Genomic DNA, 18,102 nt, shown 5'->3' on the forward strand with positions numbered 1-18,102 from the left:
AGGCTGCGGCCTGCATGCCGGACAAACCCGCCCGGCACGCCCTTCTTAGATCAGAACAGACCTGCTTCTTTCATGAAGCTGATGTGCGCCTCATAGGTCTCTTTCGCCAACTCAGAGCCTGCTGCGAAATCCACCCACGCGGCCTCTGCGATGACGCGCAGCTTGTCGCGCTCTTCCTGAGACCAGTCGATGATCGTGATCTCACCTGCGGCGCGGTCACGTGCCACCAGCTTGCGATCCACCAGATCGACGGCGCGGCGCATGTCGTTATAGGCAGCCTCGTACCAGACTTCCAAAATCGTGCGCTCGGCTGGGGTCATGTCGTCCCACGCCAACTGGCTGACGGTGAATTGCAAGATCGGGGTCGAATGGATGCCAGGAAAGATCGGGTACTTGGCAATCTTGTGCATGCCGTTCGCATCGTTATTCGCGTAGGCCGAGTTATCAGCCGCATCGATCACGCCTTTTTCAAGCGCACCATAGGTTTCAGAACCGGGAAGCGATACCGGCGCAGCGCCTGCGCGTTTGAAGACGTCCGATGCCAGACCTTCGGGCGAACGGATTTTCAGGCCGGCCATGTCAGCCACGCCATTGATCGGCACCGATGAAACGAACGCTTCGCGCGCATATGCGCCACAGCCCACCACATGAACACCGGGGAAGTGCGTGTCATGCAGTTTTTGCAGCATTTCCTTGCCGCCACCCTGCGAACAGAAGGTCTGAATCTGATCGGCACTGTCATAACCCGCGATCAAGTCGCCCATCAGCGCAAAACCTGGATCGATACCCGCAAAATAGTTGATCGACGTCAGGTCGCCGTCCAGAATTCCCACGGCAATAGCCTCGGGTGTTTCACGCCGTGGAACCACGGATTCGATCGGCAAAAGCTCAATCGCCAAGCTGCCCCCGGTCATCTCTTCAAGCTTGGGCACCCAGTTTTCATTCAAAAACGCCAGCGTGAAATGGCTAGCGTTTGAGCTGGTCTGAATTTTCAGAGTTTTGTCCGCAGCATTAACCACCCCACCAGTGATTCCCAACGCCGCGGCAAGTGAGATGGCTTTGAATGCACCACCTAAATTATTGAAATTCATTGTATCCTCCCATTTCGAAACAGCGAAGCCCGCCCGTTTTTATCGTGGGCAAATTCTGCGCATATCCAACTAATATATTAGTGGAGAAGTTGTGGCAATCGTGGAGTTTCTTTTTTAAACTTGCGAATCTCACCCCGCCCTTGAAAGCGTGGACACAATGGAAAACACCAACGCGCATACCGTGCTGACAATCGGAAATTTGGTGGCCACGCCTTCGGGACGGTCCGCCGCTTCGCGGGTGTATGATGATCTGCGCCGCCGGATCATCGACCTAGAGATGCCGCCAGACACCATGATTTCGCGCAGCGATCTGACGAAGACATATTCCGTCAGCCAAACCCCCATCCGCGAGGCGCTTCAAAAATTGGAGCGCGATGGCCTGATCGAAATCTTTCCGCAATCCAAAACCGTCGTGGCACGGATTGACGAAAAACAACTGAAGGAAACCCACCTGCTGCGCGTCGCCATCGAAACAGAAATCGTAAAGCGCGCCGCCGAAGAATGCGACAAAGCGGTCATCACGCGGGCCCGCACGTTCGTAAAAATGCAGGGCGCGTTGGCCGGTGACACGACGCAAATGGCAATGTTCAATCAGCTAGACCGGGCCTTTCACGCCACTCTGTTCAACTCTCTCGGAATGGAAGGTTTGCACGAAATGCTGATTGGCCGGTTGGGGCATCTTGCGCGGTGTCAGCGGCTAGAGCTCCCTCGCGAGGGTAAGATGCAGGACATCGTAAAAAGCCACATGGCGATCATTGATGGCATCGAAAAAGGTGATCCCGATCAGGCGGGGAACGCGATGCGGGACCATATCAGCGGCACGATCATGCGTATTTCCAGCCTGCGGGCCGAGTTTCCAGAGTATTTTTCAAACCCCGAATAACCGATGGTGTTCAACAACGTTGAATTTTGTTGAACATTGCGCTATGTTCAACAAAACTTAAATGTGTTGAACATGACCATCGCCCGCCACTCTGCCATTGCCCATGCGGCCTATCACGACCTACTTCGCTCGCTGATGGATGACGCCGTCGCCGATCTGCGCGGAACCCCAACGCGGGTCGAACGCAACGGCAGGGTTTATTGGTACGACAGCTATCGCGTCGGCTCGGATGTCCGAAAACACTATATCGGCGAAGATAGTGACGCATTGCGCGACCGCCTGTCCCGTCATGCCGCGCTAAAGGCCAACCTTGAAACGCGGCGCAGAAGCCGCGCACGTCTGGTACGCCTGCTACGCGCCGAAGGATTCATGAGCCTTGATGCCGCCACCGGCAGCCTGCTGTCAGCCATGGCCGCAGCGGGCGTGTTTCGTCTGGGGGGAACCATCGTCGGCACCCACGCTTTTCGCCTGTACGAGGGGGAGCTTGGCGTGCGCTTTGGCGCTGATCAGGCCGCACAAACCGATGACATCGACATTGCCAGCTTTGAACGCCTGTCCCTTGCCTTGGGGGACGTCACCGCGCCGACGGTCAGTGATGTCCTGACAGATTTTTCCTTTGACCCGGTTCCGGGGTTAGAGCCGGGGAAAACCTGGCGCTGGCGGCAATCACGCGGCGATACGTTGGTCGAATTCCTGACCCCATCGTTTGGCGCAGACGAAGGCCGCCGCCCCCTGCCCGCCTTGGGTGTCGAGGCGCAGGCGCTACATCACCTGAACTATCTGATTGCGGAACCCATCAAGGCCGCGATCCTGTATCGCAGCGGCGTCATGGTCCAAATCCCCCGGCCCGAACGGTTCGCCATCCACAAGCTGATCGTGGCCGACCGGCGCAAGGGGCGGGATGCGCTGAAAGCCTCCAAAGACCGGCGGCAGGCTGGCTTCCTGATCTCTGTCCTTGCCGAAGATCGCCCCGACGATCTGCAAGACGCATATGAAGACGCCCAAAGCCGGGGCCCAAAATGGCGCGAAAGGATCGCAGCCAGTTTGGAACGCATGCCCAATGCAAAAGCTGCGCTTGCAGTTTGACTTTCAGCCCGGTGCTGGCGCACCCATTTCAAAGCCCTGCGCACGCCCAAGCGGGTTTCGCCGCGAAACTCCCCTACCCTAGCAACCTTTCAATATGCTGCATGATGCGACGGGCCGTGTCGGGGTTAACCACCCTGCCCTTCAGGTCGATCCGCAGCTTGTCACCCGAGATCTGAGCGCCAAGCGTACCGCCCTTTTTCAACGCCACCTCGTCCAGCGTTGTCACCTGCTGAGGGCGCCCACCCTTCGATGGGTCACGGTCAGGCGTTACGCCCGTCAGAGCGGCCTCCAGAAGCCGCCATTCGGCTGTGGGGTCCTGTGGGTCGCCCTCGTCCAGTGCCGCGCGTAAGCGGGGCTGCTCCCCGGCCCTCAACGCACCGGCCAGCTTCAGGCCCGCCCGTTCAGTCAACGCAGCGGGAAACCGCAACAAATCGCCCAGCCCTTCGTGGACCACGGCAAAGCTGCGCACTTTTGACCGTTTTGCCTTTGACGCAGCTTGGAACAACGTATCAACCGCAGCCTCGACAGATGGGAACACCCCCTGCCCGACGGACAGAACCGCGATCCGCCCGCGTTCATAATGGCTTAGGTTCGCGCGCACCTCATTCTCTTCGACCATCGAAACATAGGCCGCGGCCCCTGCACCAGCTTCGCGGAGGAACGCCGGGATATTAGCGAACTCTGGATTGGTAGCCGCCAGCTGGCGAAACGCCTGAACCCGCCGGAAGCCCGAGATTAGTCCAAAACCTTCGTCTGTCTGCGTCACCTCGATCGGGCTGCGCAAACCGCGTTGTTTGATTGAGGCCACAAGTTCGGCCATCGCTTCGGCATCTTCAACGATCCGGTCGCGGCGGATGTAATCGGCATCGATCTGATCGAGCGCCACAGGCTGCGCCACCATCCCGGCGGTACTGGCCGCGCGGTAAAGATCGGCATCCGCCTTGTCACGCGCAGCTTCGGCGCGGTCGGTCACGTTTGCCATGCCAGCAAGGGCCGCAGCCTCGCCCGCGACTTGGGCGATGGGCGGCTTCATGGACTTCGTTTCCAACGGTTTCGCGGCGAAACCTTCCTCTAGATCCTGCAGAACCTGCGCATCTGGGGCGGTAAGTCTTTTGCGTTTAGCCATCTTCAGACCCTTCCATATTCACATCGCGCCACCAGCAGCCGATCAAAAGCTCTTTGAATTCAGCATAGGTGCGATCAAAAGTTTCGCGCCCACGGACGTATGTATCGCGGTTAAAATCGCGATAATCCGCTTCGTAAATGCCGTTCACTTGTTCGCCCGCCTGACCGACCAGCGCGGTGTATTCCTGACGATAGGCGTTCATGAAATCACCGAAATAGGCCTGTATAACGTTGGCCATGTCGGTTTGTTGGGCGGCGTCGAACCGGGTGACAATGGCGCGCACTACATCCCACTCGAACTTCATTTCAGGCAAACCCGCCGCGCGCAGGGCCGCGTTTTCACCATCTTCGATCGAGGCGAAGGTGGTATAGAGCATGTCGAAAAACCGGCCGGTGGAGTCGAACTCCAGGTACGACGCGCCAAGGGGCACCAACAGAATATCGGCGGCGGCCAGCGCGTTGATTGTCAGGTAACCAAGGGCAGGGGGCGTATCCAACAGAACGATGTCGTATTCGTCCAACAGCCCTTCGTCGTTCAAGAAGTTGGTCAACCCATCCCACAGCGGCCAACTGCGCAGACCCATCCGCCAAACGGGTATCTGGAATTCCGCCCAGTAAAGGTTCAGCTGCGCGCCGATCAGATCAATATTGGGCCAGTGGGTTTTCTGAATGACGTTTCGCGACGAAACCTGAAGCGCCTCTTGAAGGGTTTCATCCAGCGGCAGTTCGGTCTGACCGCCGGCGCGGCGCACCTCGTTCTCGGCGGTGACGGCTTTCGCGTAATCCTTGGCGATCAGCGGAAAGACTGTGGACCATTCATCTGGCACCTGACCACCCATGATCGAGGTCATAGAGCCCTGGCTATCAAGGTCGATTACCAGCACCTTGTACCCGTCCAACGCCGCGGACATCGCCAAATGTGCGGCGGTGCTGGTTTTGCCCACGCCGCCTTTGAAGTTCGCGACGGCCACGACCTTTGCTTGGGCGTCTTTGGGGCGATAGGGCAGATATTCTTTCGTGCTGACACCCTCACTGGCGAAGTGATGGCGCAGGATCAAAACCTCTTCCAGAGTGAACCACTTCGAACGACCGTCGCCTTCGCCCTGAGGAAGGTCGGGGTTTGATTTCAAAACACGCCGAAGGTGGGCAGGCGCGACAGGGATCAGGTATTTCGTAATCTCCCAAGTCGAGAATTTGCGCAGACGTTTTTTCCCGTCGGGTGCGTAGCCACGTTTGGTCAGATCGTCCCGGCCCTTTGCACAAAACGCCGCGGCTTTAGCGAATCGCCCAGTATCGATAGGGTCAGGCAAACGCGCAGCGGCAGCTTCTGGATCAAGGTTCAGATATGGCGGAAGGGTAGGGGTGGGCGGTTTGCTCATTTCCGGCGCCTTATGATATGTGTGGCGAATTCTGTGATATGGCTATGAATAGCGAACATCACTTTCTAATTCTACTCTGACTGATGCAGTTTTTGAATTCGGAGCGTGAACAGATTGGGTTTCGCCGCGAAACTGTATCTCAGATGAAATAAGACACACCCATAAACTGTTTTATTTATTTAGTTATCTTTCAAGAATTTGGCTTAGAAAAAATATTTTTTTTCAATAGGTTACGTGCTATTGGGGACCTGAATACAGGCGGTTGGGTGCCAATATACGGTCTTAATGGTACCTGCTTACAGGGGCAAAGGTACCTGTAAGCAGGATTGAGGGAACCGATTCGCAGTAGGCCTAAAACCGTCCGAATTTCCGCTGTTTCATGTCGATTTCGGCTGCTTTTACCCCTGAAAACCATCGTTTCGCGCCCCGTTTTGGGCATGAACCTGTGCAAACCGTCGCTTAGGTACCCAGTTACAGGATGCCGAATGGAACCCGAAAAAACTTTCATAAAGGTACCTTTTGTGCGATGACTCGCACCCAGAGCAGACAAGAAAACACAATGGCCCAGGCGACCATAGATCCAGATCAGCTTACCGGCGCGTTGCGTCGCGATACCGTGCGAAAGAATGTCGCCGCGATCCACATAAGTGGCAAGCTGACATTGCTTCAGCGCAAGCTGTCTAATGTGCTGTTGCTGAATGCCTATGACACGCTCACCAGCGCCGCCAGCCACACGATCGACGCGCGGACCTTGGCGATGATGGTCGGCTATAACTCTAACGACATGGACACATTGCGGGCCAGCCTGCGCGCCTTGGCCGAAACCGTGGCCGAATGGGATATGTTGGATGAGGACGGCCGACAGGAATGGGGCGTTTCTTCGTTGCTGTCATTTGCCAAGCTGAAGGCGGGCGTCTGCGAATATGCGTATTCGCCGGCTTTGGCGCAAAAACTGCATGACCCCAAGATTTACGCGCTGATCAATGTGCATATTCAGCGCAATTTTACCTCGGGCCACGGGCTGGCGCTGTATGAGAACTGCTATCGCTTTGTGCGGACTGGTTCGACGGGCTGGTGGACCTTAGAGGTGTTTCGCAAGCTGATGGGTGTTGAGGGCAGCAGCTATTACGAAAGCTACAAGCAACTTAACGCCAAGATCATTAAGCCAGCGGTGGCCGAGGTTAACAAGAACTCCGACATTCTGATCACACCAGAGGTGCGCAAGAAGGGCAGGGCGGTGTCTGACATCCGCTTTCTGATATCTGAAAACCCGCAGCTGGCCATGTTCAACATTGATGACAGCGACGGGTTGCGGAATTCCGATGTCTACAAATCGTTGATAGGGCAGGGGGTGTCGGACCGGCTTGTACGGCAGTGGATTGCCGAGCATGGCGAAGACTATGTCGCCGAAAAGCTGACTTATGTGTCTCAGCAAAAAGACGTGAAATCGCCCGCAAATTACCTGTCGGTGGCAATCCGTGAGGATTATAAACCGCGTGTGGACCCGGAACCCAGCCCAGAGGCGATTGAACAGGCTGAAAAGCGGTGGGTAGAGCAGCAAATCGAAGATCAAGAGTTCGACGCGCGCCAAGCCGAACGTGTCGAACGCGCCCGCAAGTTTGCTATCGTTGCTGATCTGGTCGCGCAGCGAAACCCAACGCAAAGGGATGCCGACAAGCGCCTGTTTGTCGCCTCGTTAGATGACGAGCTTTCGCGGGCAGAGTTTCGCACCTTTGGCTGGACATCTGCATTGAATGCCTCAGCAATCTTCGCGTTCTGGGAAGAGCTTATCCCCGGAGCATTTGACTAGCCGCGCTATAACCCGGCTGCTTTGGTCAGGTTTACGCGAAACTTGTCGCGGCGGCGTTGATATTTCCGGGTCATTTCGGCGGACGCATGGCCAAGCTGTTTCTGAACGTAACGTTCGTCTACTTCCGCGCTGCTTGCCAGACCGGCGCGCAAAGAATGCCCCGAATACAGTGCAAGGCGTTCTTTTTCGGGCAGATCAGGCCGTAGGCCCGCGTCCAAGACCGTTTGTTTGATAAGCCGCGCGACGTGCTTGTCCGACAGGCGGGCGTCCAGCACGTGTTTGTTGTCGCGTGATGTGCGGCGGAATATCGGGCCAAAGTCGATTTTGGAAAAGTGCAGCCATTGTTCCAATGCACGCACCGGGCAAGATTGGTCGCTGCTGCCCCGCCCGATTTCAACCTCGCGCCAGCCGGTTTTACCCCGCAACGTAAGCAGCGCTCCGTTGTCTTCGATCGCCATCCAACCGCCGCTCTCTGGCGTGTCGTCGCGCCCATGATCCAAGCTGACAATTTCCGAACGGCGCAGCCCCCCTGCGTAGCCAACCAACAAAATAGCTCGGTCGCGCAATCCGCGTAGGTCGAAGGTCAGGGTGGCCACCATCGCAAGAATGTCTTCGGTCATCACGGCCTCTTTTTGCAGGGGCGGGCGGGCATGCTTGCGACGAATACCGGCAAGTATCGTGGCGATGTGGCGATCCTTGCGGTTCAGAGTGAACCCGCGCTGTTGATAATGCCAAGAAAGGCCGGACAGTCGCCGCTCGATTGTCGCAACTGAAAGAGCAGCAGAGCCATCGGCCGGCGCCGCACAGTTGGCAATATAAAGCCCGATCAGTTCGGGCGAGGGTGGCAGAGCATTTGCGCCGCGCCTGCGGCACCAACTGGCAAAATGAGCCCAGTCTTTCTTGTAGGCTTTGTTGGTGTTTTCGGCCGTCGATTGTTGAGCATAATCACGGGCGGTTTCCACAAGGCGGTCCAGCGTGCCGGAGCCCGCTAGGTCTGCGGGAACTGTTACGGCGTTGTCGCCTTCCGTGGCAACGTGGGAGGTGTCAGGGTGTGACTTGTCGGTCTTTTGGGCCATATCTTCATATATAATCCTGTTGCGTCCGATAATGCAAAGTTATTGGACATAAATATCTGCAGATATGTGCGGCGGTTATACGCCTATATTTACTCACAAGCGCCGCTAGTGTTTGGCGGAGTTCGCGCGAATACGACCGCCAAAACTGCGGGAAACTTTGGGCACCAACCGATTGCGGCGTCGGATCACCCCTCGGGGGGCAAGCGTTTGATTGCGTCGTGTTTTTGTCAGGAGAGGGACCGCTGCCGGTAGATGATGTGCCGCTTGATCCTCTGGGGGTAGAGCGTTGTTTAGTACGACAAAAAATTTACCTGAACGAAAGGATCGACAACCAGCTAAGCTGGTATGCCTATAAGGCACGAAGCAACAAAAGCGTTTCGCGCATTTTTGTTGTAATGATCGGCACTGGTTATGGCTTGGCCATCCTTTCGGCAGTCGGACAATTGGCCTTTCCGGTTGTGGGCAAAACCATCTTATGGGCGTCCGAGCCACTCCTTGTTCTTGCTGCAAGCCTTTTGGGCTATGCGCAGGCAAAGCGGTATTCAGAGCTTTCAGCGTCTTACAGTTTGACCGCCCTAGAGATTCAAAAGCTAAAGAGCCAGTTCGAAGAAGTTTCCAACGCACGGGAGCTTGCGGAGTTCGTAGCCGAAGCAGAATCTGCGTTCTCTCGGGAACACACCCAATGGATTGCGCGTATTTCTCATAAATAACGGCTCCAATTTATGGGTTCCGTGGGTAAGCCACGGCTTCGCCAACGTCGGCGACAGCCTCAGCCAACTTGGTGACAAGGCATGGCGGCTTTCAATCCAGACCTCAGGTGTTTTCCTGGGTGACAGTCCAGCTTAGGCCGGTAAAGTTCTCGCGGTGGGCGAAGGTCACAAGGTGAGAGTCGATGACGTATTTGGCCAAGATTATTCCTTCGGGGTCTTGTCCAGTCAGGTGAAAAGAAATGCCTTCAGCGTCAGCCTTTATCAGCGCAGGACCCGATGACAATTCGCATTCGCCCTGCTGTGCGTCATAGGTGACATCCACCTTGTGAGAGAAATGTTTGCACAGTTGTTGTAGGTATTTGGACCCATTCGATGTCTTGTAAACTGACTTAGCGGCGTACACGGCAGCCCTTTCCTGAATATTTTTGTCGGATAATGCATTGGTGCCCCCCTGACATCAAGCCGCCATTAAGGCATCAGCCATGCAGAAGAAGGCCGGGTGGTCAGTTGGCATCAAAACCTTGAAACGGGGTCGTTCCGCCGGTTTCTTGTGCCACCGCTAACGCGGCCTGAAGGAGCGCCTTCTGGTCGCCAGCGTTTTGGCCCAGATTGGCGACGGTGGTCATCACGCACGCAATCTCTTGCTGGGCGTCGAATACCGGGACAGCCTGCCCGGTCACATGGGGCAACAGGTGGTTCGACATTTCGGCGTGGCCAGTGGCGCGGATGTTAGCCAGCACGTCGTCATGCGGGGGCGCTCCGCGAAAATGTTCCGGCTGCATTTGCCGCGCCGCATCCACGCGAGCGGCTGGCAAAAAGGCCTGAAACACCAGCCCGCATGCGGTGTTGTCCAGCGGCAGAACATCCCCCAGCGCGACAGAGTTGACCGAGAAAAAGGCGCTGCGATACCAGCGGACCAGCGTGGGGCCGCGCTCTGTCCAGATAGCGACGCCGCCACTGGCAGCACTGTTGCCCGTCAAGCTTTTCATATGGGCGGCAGCAATTTCAACGGGGTCGATGCGGCGCAGGGCGGCGATCCCAACGTTTAGGGCGGCGGGGCCTAGATCGTACAGCCCGCTAACAGGATCTTGCGCGGCCAGCTGTTCCTTCACCAAACTTTGCAGATAGCGGTGCGCGCTGGAGGCACCGGTATCGGTCCGGCGCGCGATCACACCAAGGGCCAGCGGTTCTTCTGCATTGGCGAGGACGTTCAAGAAGCGCGCCGCGATGGCGACCGACTGGATCATACCAGTGCGTTTTTCGGCCGGCTGGCTGTGGTCTGGCGTGGTCTTCTTGGCGTTCATGTGCAGCCTCGGGTTGAGGATTGGGGACGGCTATGCGCTGCTAACGAGCAAGTCACTGAATAATAGGGTCACAGTAACCTAAGAAACCCGCTGACTGGTTGTAAAGTGGAAAGCATTCTGTATAGTGGAATCGCGCCGCCAACAGGCATCGGAACACGTTCCTTTTTCTGTGATGGTGGGACAAACACCGGCAGCAAGCGGAACACGCCAGCCAGCCTTTAAAACTGGTTAGGTGAGAAAATGAAAAAGCGTGCAATCGCGAAGCTGTTGGGCGGTGCCTGCATCGCATCAACACTTGCGCCACTGGCTTTTGCACAAGCCGTCGAAAACCCCGAAACAATCGAACTTGCCCCGATCGTCGTGACGGGCGAAGTTTTCACGCGCAATCTGGATAAGACGGCGACGTCGGTCACCGTGGTGACGGAAGACGAGCTTGAGAACGAGGTTGAAAACGACTCTATAGCAGATGCGATTTTGGACGTGCCCAACGTGCTGTATTCCGCCACTGGCGGGCAGGGGGGTGCGCCAACGATCCGTGGTCAAGACGCAGAGGGGCCGAATTCGGGTGCCAACGCGTTTTTGGGCGGCACCTCGCCCCGCGCGGCGGTTAACGTGGATGGTCACTACCTCAGCTATAACGAGCTGGTCTTCAGCTCGACCTCGGCATGGGATGTCGACAGCATAGAGGTGTTCCGCGGCCCGCAGAATAGTGCGCAGGGTGCGAACAGCATCGCGGGTGCCATCGTGGTGAACACCAAAGACCCGACCTTCGTGCGCGAAGGTGCGGCGCAGCTTCAGTTCGGCTCTAACGACATGAAACGTGCGTCATTGGCCGTTTCGGGCCCGCTGTCGGATCAGGTCGCTGCACGCCTGTCGTTGGATTATTACGGCCGCTCGAATTACATCGACTATACCAACCCAAGCTTCGTCGAAGGCGCGACCAATCTGGACCAAGAGGCCAAGACAGCGCGGTTTAAGCTGCTGTGGCAGCCGACCGACATGCCAGAGCTGGAAGCCAAGCTGACCTTTTCGCACACCGACACAAACCGCCCCACATGGGAGGCCGCGACCGAACCGTTCGAAGATCTGGAAAGTATCGCAAGCGCGAACCCCAGCTGGCGGCAGCGTACCGACACCGCGATTGCCGATGTCAGCTATGACCTGACCGGTGCCGTGACGATCACCAACAAGCTGCAATATTCCGAGATGCTGACCGACCGCGTGACCGAACCGGTAACCAGTGGCACAGCGCAGATCGATCAGACCAATTTGTCCAACGAAACCCGCGTGACCTTTGGTGATGACGTGTCGGTGTTTAGTGGGGTTGCCGGTCTGTACATGTCTGAGACAGAGTCGGACGAAATGCTGAATCTGGGTGCGATGTCTATCTATGACGACACCAAGACCAGCCTGGGCCTGTTTACAGAAATGAACTGGCGCTTTGCCGATCGTTGGACCCTGACAGGTGGTCTGCGGTATCAGCGTGACCGGATTCAACGCGACGGTGTCTCTAGCCTTGCGAACAATGATCTGAACTATGACCAGACGTTCGAAGAATGGCTGCCGAAACTGGCGCTTGCATATGAACTGTCTGACAACACCACCATCGGTGCGCAGGTCAGCAAGGGTTATACCCCGGGCGGCGTTACCCTCAATATTGCGTCGATGGAATACGTGACCTTTGAGAAAGAAACCGCGTTGAACTATGAGCTGTTCGGCCGGGCGCATTTGCTAGAGGATCGGCTGTTCCTGAATGCCAACCTTTTCTACACGGACTATTCCGACGCGCAGCGGTATGTCGTCACAAACCTTCCTGAAAACCTTGGTTATGCGGTTACGGTTAACGCTGAAAAGGCCCGTGCCTATGGGATGGAATTCAGCGCGGATTACATGGCGCGCGATAATCTGCGTCTGACGGGTGGTTTGGGTCTGTTGAAGACCGAGATTAACAAGTTCCGCAGTGCCGCCGCCGATTATCAGGGTAACGAATTCGGGCGTTCCCCGGACTTTACGCTAAGTGTTGGCGCCGAATGGGACATCACGCCGGATCTGCGGTTCAGCGCTCAGGTGAAACATACGGACGGGTACTATTCCGACGACACGAATGACGAGACGACGCAGATCGATGCGTTCACTGTCGCCAATGCGCGGATTGCCTATTCACCGCGCGATAATTTGGAACTGTTCGGGTATGTGAACAACATTTTCGACGATCATTCCGAAACCTATATTCGTCTGACACGCGCACGCCCGGCAAGCTATTACGAAGCGACCACCGTGACCCCGCGTGAATTCGGTCTTGGGCTTAAGGTCAACTTCTGACCTTAACAGCCATGAAGCAAATGACGGCGGGCCAGAAACGGCCCGCTGTTTTCATTTCTGGGCGACCCAATCGGCCACAGCATCCAGCGTGTGTTCGGCGCTGGCCAATGTGGGCGTGGTCACCCGCGCGGAATCAAGGAACAGCACACGACCTTCGCGCGCGGGTTTCAGGAAACGCGCCCACCCCGGCGCGATTTTATCCAACCGGTCGCGGATCGCGGGGGCGTCGCGGGCTTCGTTCATATAGCTGTTCATCACGATCAGCACGTCGGGGTTCAATCGCATAAAAGACTCGGCACTGATGGGTGCGGCGAAGTTAGAGCCCAACCCGTTGATCGCCCCCGCGCCTGTCAGGGTATCGCGGTGCAGGCCCAGATCTTCGATCGCTTGGACCATGCCCGACATCTCTCCGACAAGGTTGATCTGGTCGTGGATGATGACCGCCAGATAGGATTTGCCCTTTGGGTCGAATGGGAGTGCTTCGCGGGTGCGTTCCAGCCGCGCGTCGTATTGCGACCGACGGGTCTCAAACGCATCCTGATGGCCCAAAAGTGCCGCCAGCGCCGCTTGGGTTTCGATGCCGCGCACCCGTCCGGTGCCAGTATTTTGAAGGTACACCGGCGCGACCGAAGACAGGCGCGCTGCCTTGTCGGCATCGTATTCGGTGCCAAGAATAAGATCGGGCTTCAGGGCGCGCAGCTTTTCAAGGTCGATATTGCCGAACGGCCCGATCCCGGCGGGCGGATGCGCGGGGGCACGTTCCCCCAGAACGGTTTGCGGAAAATTCACTGCTGTCATCACTTGGCCATCGTCGCTTCGCCCATAGCTGCCCAGAACCTCAATCCCCAGATCGAACAAGGGTAGGCCCAGCATTGGTTCGTGCAACACCACGATCCGCGTGGACGTATCGGGGATTGTGACCGTCCGGCCAGTGGCATCGGTCACGTCGTGCTGTTGAGGATCAGCTGCGGCGGGAAGCGCCATTAGCAAGGCGCAGAGCAAGGGGAAAAGTCGCATTGCGGTGCCTTTCATGTCGACAAGGAATGGATGCGCAGCGCCCTTAGGCGCAGGGCGATGATGAACAGGGGAACGCCAAGGATTGTTAGGCTTAGCCCGATTGGCAGCGCGGCCTGCACCAGCCCGGCGCGGGTCAGGATATCGGCGCTTATAACAAGCAACCCGCCGGTCATACCCGATAGCAGCAACCGCGCGCGGCCGCTGGCCGGTGACAGAAAGCTGGCCAGATGCGGGGCCATGACGCCCAGAAAGATCAGCGGCCCCACCGCCGTAACCGCAGCTGAATTCAGCAGCACGGCGGCCACCAAAATTGCAGGCTGTGCCCGCGACAGACCCACGCCAAGCGATAAGGCCCGCGGCGCCCCCAGATCCAGCGCCCGCAAAACCGGCCCGGCCAGCCAGATCACCGGCAAGCTAAGCGCGCACCATGGCAGGATGGCAGCGGTGCGCGGCCAACTTGCGCTGAACAGCGATCCCGACATCCAGCTTGCGAGCGCGTAAGAGGTTTCGGGCGGCGCATAAAGGATCAGGATTGACGACACCGACGACAGGACGGTTTCCACCGCAATCCCGATCAACAGGATGGCCAAGCCGCCGGATCTGTCAGTTCCGGCAAGCAGGCCAAGAATGGCTGCAACGCCCAACCCGCCGACCAACGCGGCCAGTGGGATGAATCCCGTTGGGGCATTGGGGGCAAAGACCAGCACCAGCATGATCGTGACCATCGCGCCCTGACTTAGCCCCAGCAGCCCGGGATCGGCCAGCGGATTGCGGGCCAGCGATTGCAACATCGCGCCGGTCACCGCCACGCACCACCCGGCCATGAACCCGATCGCAATGCGTGGGGCGCGGACCTCAATTATCGCAAACAGTTGGTCCCCCGATAACTCGCCACCGGAAAGTGCGCGGACCAGATCGCCAGTGGAAATCTGCGCATGGCCCAGCATCAGCGCGGCAATTGCCAGCATCGCCGCCGTGACAGCCAAACCAACCGCCGCGATTAGGTTGCCCAGCCGTATTTGCAACCCGCTGTTCAGCCGCAGGATACGGCGACCATCAAGGGCGCGTGCGGCCTTCATACTGGCCGCTCCGCGCCGGGGCGCAGATAGACCCGCTTTACGATCACCGCAAAGACCACGCCGCCCAGCAGGTCCAGCACAATACCTGTGTGAAGGATATAAGGGAGGAACAACGTCCGCGCGCCAAGGTCAGCCAACAGGCAAAGCGTTGCACCCATCAGCGCGCAGACTGGCAACAACATCCGCATTGATGCGCCCACCAGCGGGCGGGCGATATGGGGCACCACCAATCCGACAAAACCCACCGGCCCGCAGATCGCCACCGCCGAAGCCGCCGCCAGCGCAACCGCCCCAAGTGCGGCACGTGTGACCAACGCCACACGCACCCCGGCCGAGGCCGCCTTGTCATGGCCAAGCTGGATCAGCGTCAGGGGGCGCGCCAGCACCATAAGCAGCAAAAATGCAAACGCGCCAGCCCACCAAAACGCATACAGCCTGTCGGCATAAACGTGGTTGATATTGCCCGCGATCCATCCCAGCAGGTCCGACCGACGTTGCGGATCGGCCAGAAGCACGGCGTTGGTAACACCCACCAACAGCATTGAAACCAAGGCCCCCGACAGGATCAATGCCAGCCCGCGCGGATCGCGTGACAAACCGGTCAGGCGGGCCACGCCAAAGCTAAGCCAAAACCCAGCCGCCCCACCAGCAAAGGCCGCCAGGCCCTGCGCCCAAAGGCCAAGCCCAAACAGTTGACTGCCCAGAACGACGGCCAGCGCGGCGCCAGCATTGATACCCAGTGTTGCAGGTGCGGCCAGCGGATTTCGTGTTAGCCCTTGCAGCACGACACCCGCCACAGCCATCGCCGCGCCAGCGTATGCCGCAATCAGCGCGCGCGGCAGTCGTTGCAGCCGCAGCACTGTGTGGTCGTAAGAGTCCGGATCAAACCGAAACAGGGCGGCGGCAATATCCGGCAGGGGGATCAAGCTGACCCCAATGGCAAGATGCGCGGCCAATGCGCCGAACAAGGCCAGCATTGCGGCGGCCAAACCGACAAATCGCATGGGGAGCGGTCGGTTCATGGCTGCGCGGGAGCCGAGTCAGGAAGGCAAACAAGCCGTCCGTTGCGTGTGAAAATGTCGGCCTGCATGCCGAAAACCCGCGCCACGTTGTCGGGGGTGATCGTCTCGTCCACAGGCCCCGACGCGGACACGCGCCCGTCGCGCATCAGCACAATGTCATCGGCAAAGGTTGCCGCCAAATTCAGGTCGTGCAGGACGCAGATGACGGTGCGCCCTTGTTGGCGTGCCAGATCGGACATCAACGAAAGCACGGCGTATTGGTGGGTCATGTCGATGTGGTTCACTGGCTCGTCCATCAAGATGCAGGGGGCATCCTGCGCCAGCAACATCGCGATCCACGCCCGCTGACGCTGGCCGCCAGACAGCACGCTCATCCGGCGATGGGCCATGTCTTCCAGACCCACGGCCTTTAACGCGTCTTGAAACAGGCTGCGGTCATCGTCCGAAGGGCCGCCCATCAGGCCATATCGGGCGTGCCCGGCAAGTTCGATGACCTCGCCCACGGTCATGTAATCAGGGCAATGGTTTTCCTGCGGCAAGTAGGCCGCGCGCCGCGCCAAGGTGCGCCGAGGAAGTGTATGTATCGGCGTGCCGTCCAAATTTACGATTCCGCCGTCAACGGGGATCAAACCCATGACCGCGCTTAGCAGCGTTGATTTCCCACAGCCGTTGGGGCCTGCGATGGCGGTGAAACGTCCGGCCTTAAACCGCGCCGACACGCCGTCCAGAACCGGGGTCGCTCCGTACGAGACGGTGACTTCGTTTACATCCAACACCGCGCGTTCCCTACGTTAAAACTTGCCTGCACGGTAAATCATAGTAAAAAGGTCAGCAATTCGAAAATGAGCCGCTGCGGCCCCATGACAGGTGAAAAGGTGCCCTAATGACTGGCAAACTTCGGATCGGTATGTCCCTGTCGCCAACTTGGCTAAGCGGAGAGGCATGGCGCCGCCCCGATAGCGGGGTCAACAATCTGTTTTCACCAGAGTTTTACGTGGATATCGCCCAACGGGCAGAGGCGGCGAAATTAGATTTCGTGTTTCGGCCAGACACGCTGTTCCTGAACCCGGCCGCGCTGGAAACGGGTCCCGGATTTGCCAGCCTTGACCCGACGCTGCTGTTGGCCGCCATCGCGAAAGAAACATCGCATATCGGGCTGCTTTCGACCGTCTCTACGACCTTTTTGCCGCCTTACGTGGTGGCGCGGCAGTTGATGTCGCTGCATTGGCTTAGCGGCGGGCGCGCGGGGTGGAATATTGTCACCGCGCTGGACGGTAATCGCAATTTCGGACAACAACACATGCCGCCCGCCGATCAGCGATATGCCCGCGCGGCAGAATTCACCGAAGTGGTGCGCGCCCTGTGGGACAGTTTCCCCAACGATGCGCTGCGGATTGATCGCGCGGCGGGGCGTTTTGCCGACCCAGCGCAAGTTCAGCCGATCAACCATCAGGGCGCCCATTTCACCGTCGAAGGGCCGCTGAACTTGCCCAGCTATAAAGACGCGCGCGTTCCGTTGGTTCAGGCAGGGGCATCCGGGCCTGGGCGTGATTTCGCGGCCTCAGTTTCGGATGCGATCTTTGCGTCGACCCCTGATATGCAGGCCGCCATTGATCTGCGCAAAGATTTGCGCGACCGCGCCGCGGGCATTGGCCGAAGTGCAGGGGATATTCGGCTGTTACCCGGCCTTAGCCTGTATCTGGCCCCCACCCGGAAAGAGGCGCGCGAATTGTTTCTGGACACGCATGCGCGCAACACCCGTGCACAGCGGATTGCGAATGTGTTGGCAATGACGGGGCTTGATCTAACCGAATGGCCGGGTGATCGCCCGATCACCGCCAAGGACCTGCCGCCCGCCCCGGAAAACCCGCGCAGCCGGACCCATTCGAACCTGCTGCGCCGGATGATAGAGCGTGACGCGCCCACGCCCGATGCACTGTTGGAACGGCCAGAGGTCATCGGTTCGGCCCATTGGCAGGTTATCGGGACTGTTGGTGATGCTGTCGATGCGATCCGCCAATGGGCCGAGGCAGGCGCGATTGACGGGTTTGTCTGTGTGCCCGGCGGGTCAGTGACATCAATGCACCTGTCGCTGGACGAGGTCATACCCGCCCTAAGCGATCTGGGATTGTTCCGCCGCGACTATACCGCCACGACCTTATTGGGGCTCCTGACAGAAGAATAAGGCGCACCAAAGA

The 18,102-nt window shown here is 58.2% G+C and carries 16 protein-coding genes; 6 read left to right on the top strand and 10 right to left on the bottom strand.

The features are described from left to right. Nucleotides 1–50: 50 nt before the first annotated feature. Nucleotides 51–1,091 (bottom strand): TRAP transporter substrate-binding protein, encoded by a 1,041-nt coding sequence (locus COL8621_RS17680; protein WP_093968756.1) that lies wholly within the window; start codon nucleotides 1,089–1,091, stop codon nucleotides 51–53. 157 nt (nucleotides 1,092–1,248) lie between these two features. Between COL8621_RS17680 and COL8621_RS17685 the strand changes: the two genes are divergently transcribed. Both COL8621_RS17685 and COL8621_RS17690 read left to right on the top strand, forming a co-directional pair. Continuing rightward, a complete protein-coding gene (locus COL8621_RS17685) occupies nucleotides 1,249–1,974 on the top strand; it encodes a GntR family transcriptional regulator (protein ID WP_093968757.1) in 726 nt (241 codons plus the stop codon). Nucleotides 1,975–2,046: 72 nt separating this feature from the next. Then, nucleotides 2,047–3,060, top strand: coding sequence for a nucleotidyltransferase family protein (locus tag COL8621_RS17690; RefSeq protein ID WP_093968758.1), 1,014 nt, complete (start codon nucleotides 2,047–2,049; stop codon nucleotides 3,058–3,060). A gap of 73 nt (nucleotides 3,061–3,133) precedes the next feature. On the opposite strand, the gene COL8621_RS17695 is transcribed toward COL8621_RS17690, so the two are convergent. Together COL8621_RS17695 and COL8621_RS17700 are read right to left on the bottom strand one after the other, a co-directional pair. After that, complete coding sequence (locus COL8621_RS17695; protein WP_093968759.1) at nucleotides 3,134–4,186, bottom strand: ParB/RepB/Spo0J family partition protein; 1,053 nt, start codon at nucleotides 4,184–4,186, stop codon at nucleotides 3,134–3,136. Next, nucleotides 4,179–5,564 (bottom strand): AAA family ATPase, encoded by a 1,386-nt coding sequence (locus COL8621_RS17700; protein WP_093968760.1) that lies wholly within the window; start codon nucleotides 5,562–5,564, stop codon nucleotides 4,179–4,181. Before COL8621_RS17700 ends, COL8621_RS17695 begins: the two co-directional genes overlap by 8 nt. Before the next feature lie 559 nt (nucleotides 5,565–6,123). Between COL8621_RS17700 and COL8621_RS17705 the strand changes: the two genes are divergently transcribed. Then, a complete protein-coding gene (locus tag COL8621_RS17705) occupies nucleotides 6,124–7,374 on the top strand; it encodes a replication initiation protein (RefSeq protein ID WP_093968761.1) in 1,251 nt (416 codons plus the stop codon). Between the two features lie 5 nt (nucleotides 7,375–7,379). Here the strand turns inward: COL8621_RS17705 and COL8621_RS17710 are convergent, their stop codons facing one another. Beyond that, nucleotides 7,380–8,450: a tyrosine-type recombinase/integrase gene (locus COL8621_RS17710; RefSeq protein WP_093968762.1), complete on the bottom strand. Its 1,071-nt coding sequence runs from the start codon at nucleotides 8,448–8,450 to the stop codon at nucleotides 7,380–7,382. A 218-nt stretch (nucleotides 8,451–8,668) separates the two neighbouring features. On the opposite strand from COL8621_RS17710, the gene COL8621_RS17715 reads away from it, so the two are divergent. Further along, nucleotides 8,669–9,160 carry an SLATT domain-containing protein gene (locus COL8621_RS17715; RefSeq protein ID WP_176438539.1) on the top strand — a complete coding sequence of 164 codons (492 nt, stop codon included), beginning with the start codon at nucleotides 8,669–8,671 and terminating at the stop codon, nucleotides 9,158–9,160. Nucleotides 9,161–9,263: 103 nt separating this feature from the next. Here COL8621_RS17715 and COL8621_RS17720 read toward each other — a convergent pair whose 3' ends face one another. Then, a complete protein-coding gene (locus COL8621_RS17720) occupies nucleotides 9,264–9,563 on the bottom strand; it encodes a DUF2218 domain-containing protein (protein ID WP_093968764.1) in 300 nt (99 codons plus the stop codon). A 100-nt stretch (nucleotides 9,564–9,663) separates the two neighbouring features. Continuing rightward, a complete protein-coding gene (locus COL8621_RS17725; RefSeq protein ID WP_093968765.1) occupies nucleotides 9,664–10,464 on the bottom strand; it encodes an IclR family transcriptional regulator in 801 nt (266 codons plus the stop codon). 240 nt (nucleotides 10,465–10,704) lie between these two features. Between COL8621_RS17725 and COL8621_RS17730 the strand changes: the two genes are divergently transcribed. Next, the gene (locus tag COL8621_RS17730; protein ID WP_093968766.1) at nucleotides 10,705–12,786 is read left to right on the top strand and encodes a TonB-dependent receptor; all 2,082 of its coding nucleotides are present in this window, start codon (nucleotides 10,705–10,707) and stop codon (nucleotides 12,784–12,786) included. Between the two features lie 51 nt (nucleotides 12,787–12,837). Here COL8621_RS17730 and COL8621_RS17735 read toward each other — a convergent pair whose 3' ends face one another. From COL8621_RS17735 to COL8621_RS17750, 4 genes are read right to left on the bottom strand one after another with little or no spacing between them, the layout of a single operon-like run. Continuing rightward, nucleotides 12,838–13,803: an ABC transporter substrate-binding protein gene (locus COL8621_RS17735; protein ID WP_093968843.1), complete on the bottom strand. Its 966-nt coding sequence runs from the start codon at nucleotides 13,801–13,803 to the stop codon at nucleotides 12,838–12,840. Between the two features lie 11 nt (nucleotides 13,804–13,814). Further along, nucleotides 13,815–14,882, bottom strand: a complete 1,068-nt coding sequence (locus tag COL8621_RS17740; RefSeq protein ID WP_093968767.1) for a FecCD family ABC transporter permease — start codon at nucleotides 14,880–14,882, stop codon at nucleotides 13,815–13,817. Continuing rightward, a complete protein-coding gene (locus COL8621_RS17745; protein ID WP_235823941.1) occupies nucleotides 14,879–15,904 on the bottom strand; it encodes a FecCD family ABC transporter permease in 1,026 nt (341 codons plus the stop codon). Before COL8621_RS17745 ends, COL8621_RS17740 begins: the two co-directional genes overlap by 4 nt. Further along, a complete protein-coding gene (locus tag COL8621_RS17750; RefSeq protein ID WP_093968768.1) occupies nucleotides 15,901–16,680 on the bottom strand; it encodes an ABC transporter ATP-binding protein in 780 nt (259 codons plus the stop codon). The genes COL8621_RS17745 and COL8621_RS17750 overlap by 4 nt, the downstream gene beginning before the upstream one ends. A gap of 107 nt (nucleotides 16,681–16,787) precedes the next feature. Between COL8621_RS17750 and COL8621_RS17755 the strand changes: the two genes are divergently transcribed. Then, a complete protein-coding gene (locus tag COL8621_RS17755; protein WP_093968769.1) occupies nucleotides 16,788–18,089 on the top strand; it encodes an NtaA/DmoA family FMN-dependent monooxygenase in 1,302 nt (433 codons plus the stop codon). Nucleotides 18,090–18,102 lie beyond the last annotated feature (13 nt).

The sequence above is a fragment of the Actibacterium lipolyticum genome (assembly GCF_900184935.1).
GTDB classification, from domain to species: Bacteria; Pseudomonadota; Alphaproteobacteria; order Rhodobacterales; family Rhodobacteraceae; genus Actibacterium_A; species Actibacterium_A lipolyticum.

Bases quoted from the DNA above. Each gene is read 5' to 3' on its own strand.
- COL8621_RS17700 (WP_093968760.1), bottom strand. From the start codon at position 5,564: ATGAGCAAACCGCCCACCCCTACCCTTCCGCCATATCTGAACCTTGAT.
- COL8621_RS17735 (WP_093968843.1), bottom strand. From the start codon at position 13,803: ATGCGACTTTTCCCCTTGCTCTGCGCCTTGCTAATGGCGCTTCCCGCC.
- COL8621_RS17690 (WP_093968758.1), top strand. From the start codon at position 2,047: ATGACCATCGCCCGCCACTCTGCCATTGCCCATGCGGCCTATCACGAC.
- COL8621_RS17685 (WP_093968757.1), top strand. From the start codon at position 1,249: ATGGAAAACACCAACGCGCATACCGTGCTGACAATCGGAAATTTGGTG.
- COL8621_RS17680 (WP_093968756.1), bottom strand. From the start codon at position 1,091: ATGAATTTCAATAATTTAGGTGGTGCATTCAAAGCCATCTCACTTGCC.
- COL8621_RS17705 (WP_093968761.1), top strand. From the start codon at position 6,124: ATGGCCCAGGCGACCATAGATCCAGATCAGCTTACCGGCGCGTTGCGT.
- COL8621_RS17740 (WP_093968767.1), bottom strand. From the start codon at position 14,882: ATGAAGGCCGCACGCGCCCTTGATGGTCGCCGTATCCTGCGGCTGAAC.
- COL8621_RS17730 (WP_093968766.1), top strand. From the start codon at position 10,705: ATGAAAAAGCGTGCAATCGCGAAGCTGTTGGGCGGTGCCTGCATCGCA.
- COL8621_RS17695 (WP_093968759.1), bottom strand. From the start codon at position 4,186: ATGGCTAAACGCAAAAGACTTACCGCCCCAGATGCGCAGGTTCTGCAG.
- COL8621_RS17710 (WP_093968762.1), bottom strand. From the start codon at position 8,450: ATGGCCCAAAAGACCGACAAGTCACACCCTGACACCTCCCACGTTGCC.
- COL8621_RS17755 (WP_093968769.1), top strand. From the start codon at position 16,788: ATGACTGGCAAACTTCGGATCGGTATGTCCCTGTCGCCAACTTGGCTA.
- COL8621_RS17725 (WP_093968765.1), bottom strand. From the start codon at position 10,464: ATGAACGCCAAGAAGACCACGCCAGACCACAGCCAGCCGGCCGAAAAA.
- COL8621_RS17745 (WP_235823941.1), bottom strand. From the start codon at position 15,904: ATGAACCGACCGCTCCCCATGCGATTTGTCGGTTTGGCCGCCGCAATG.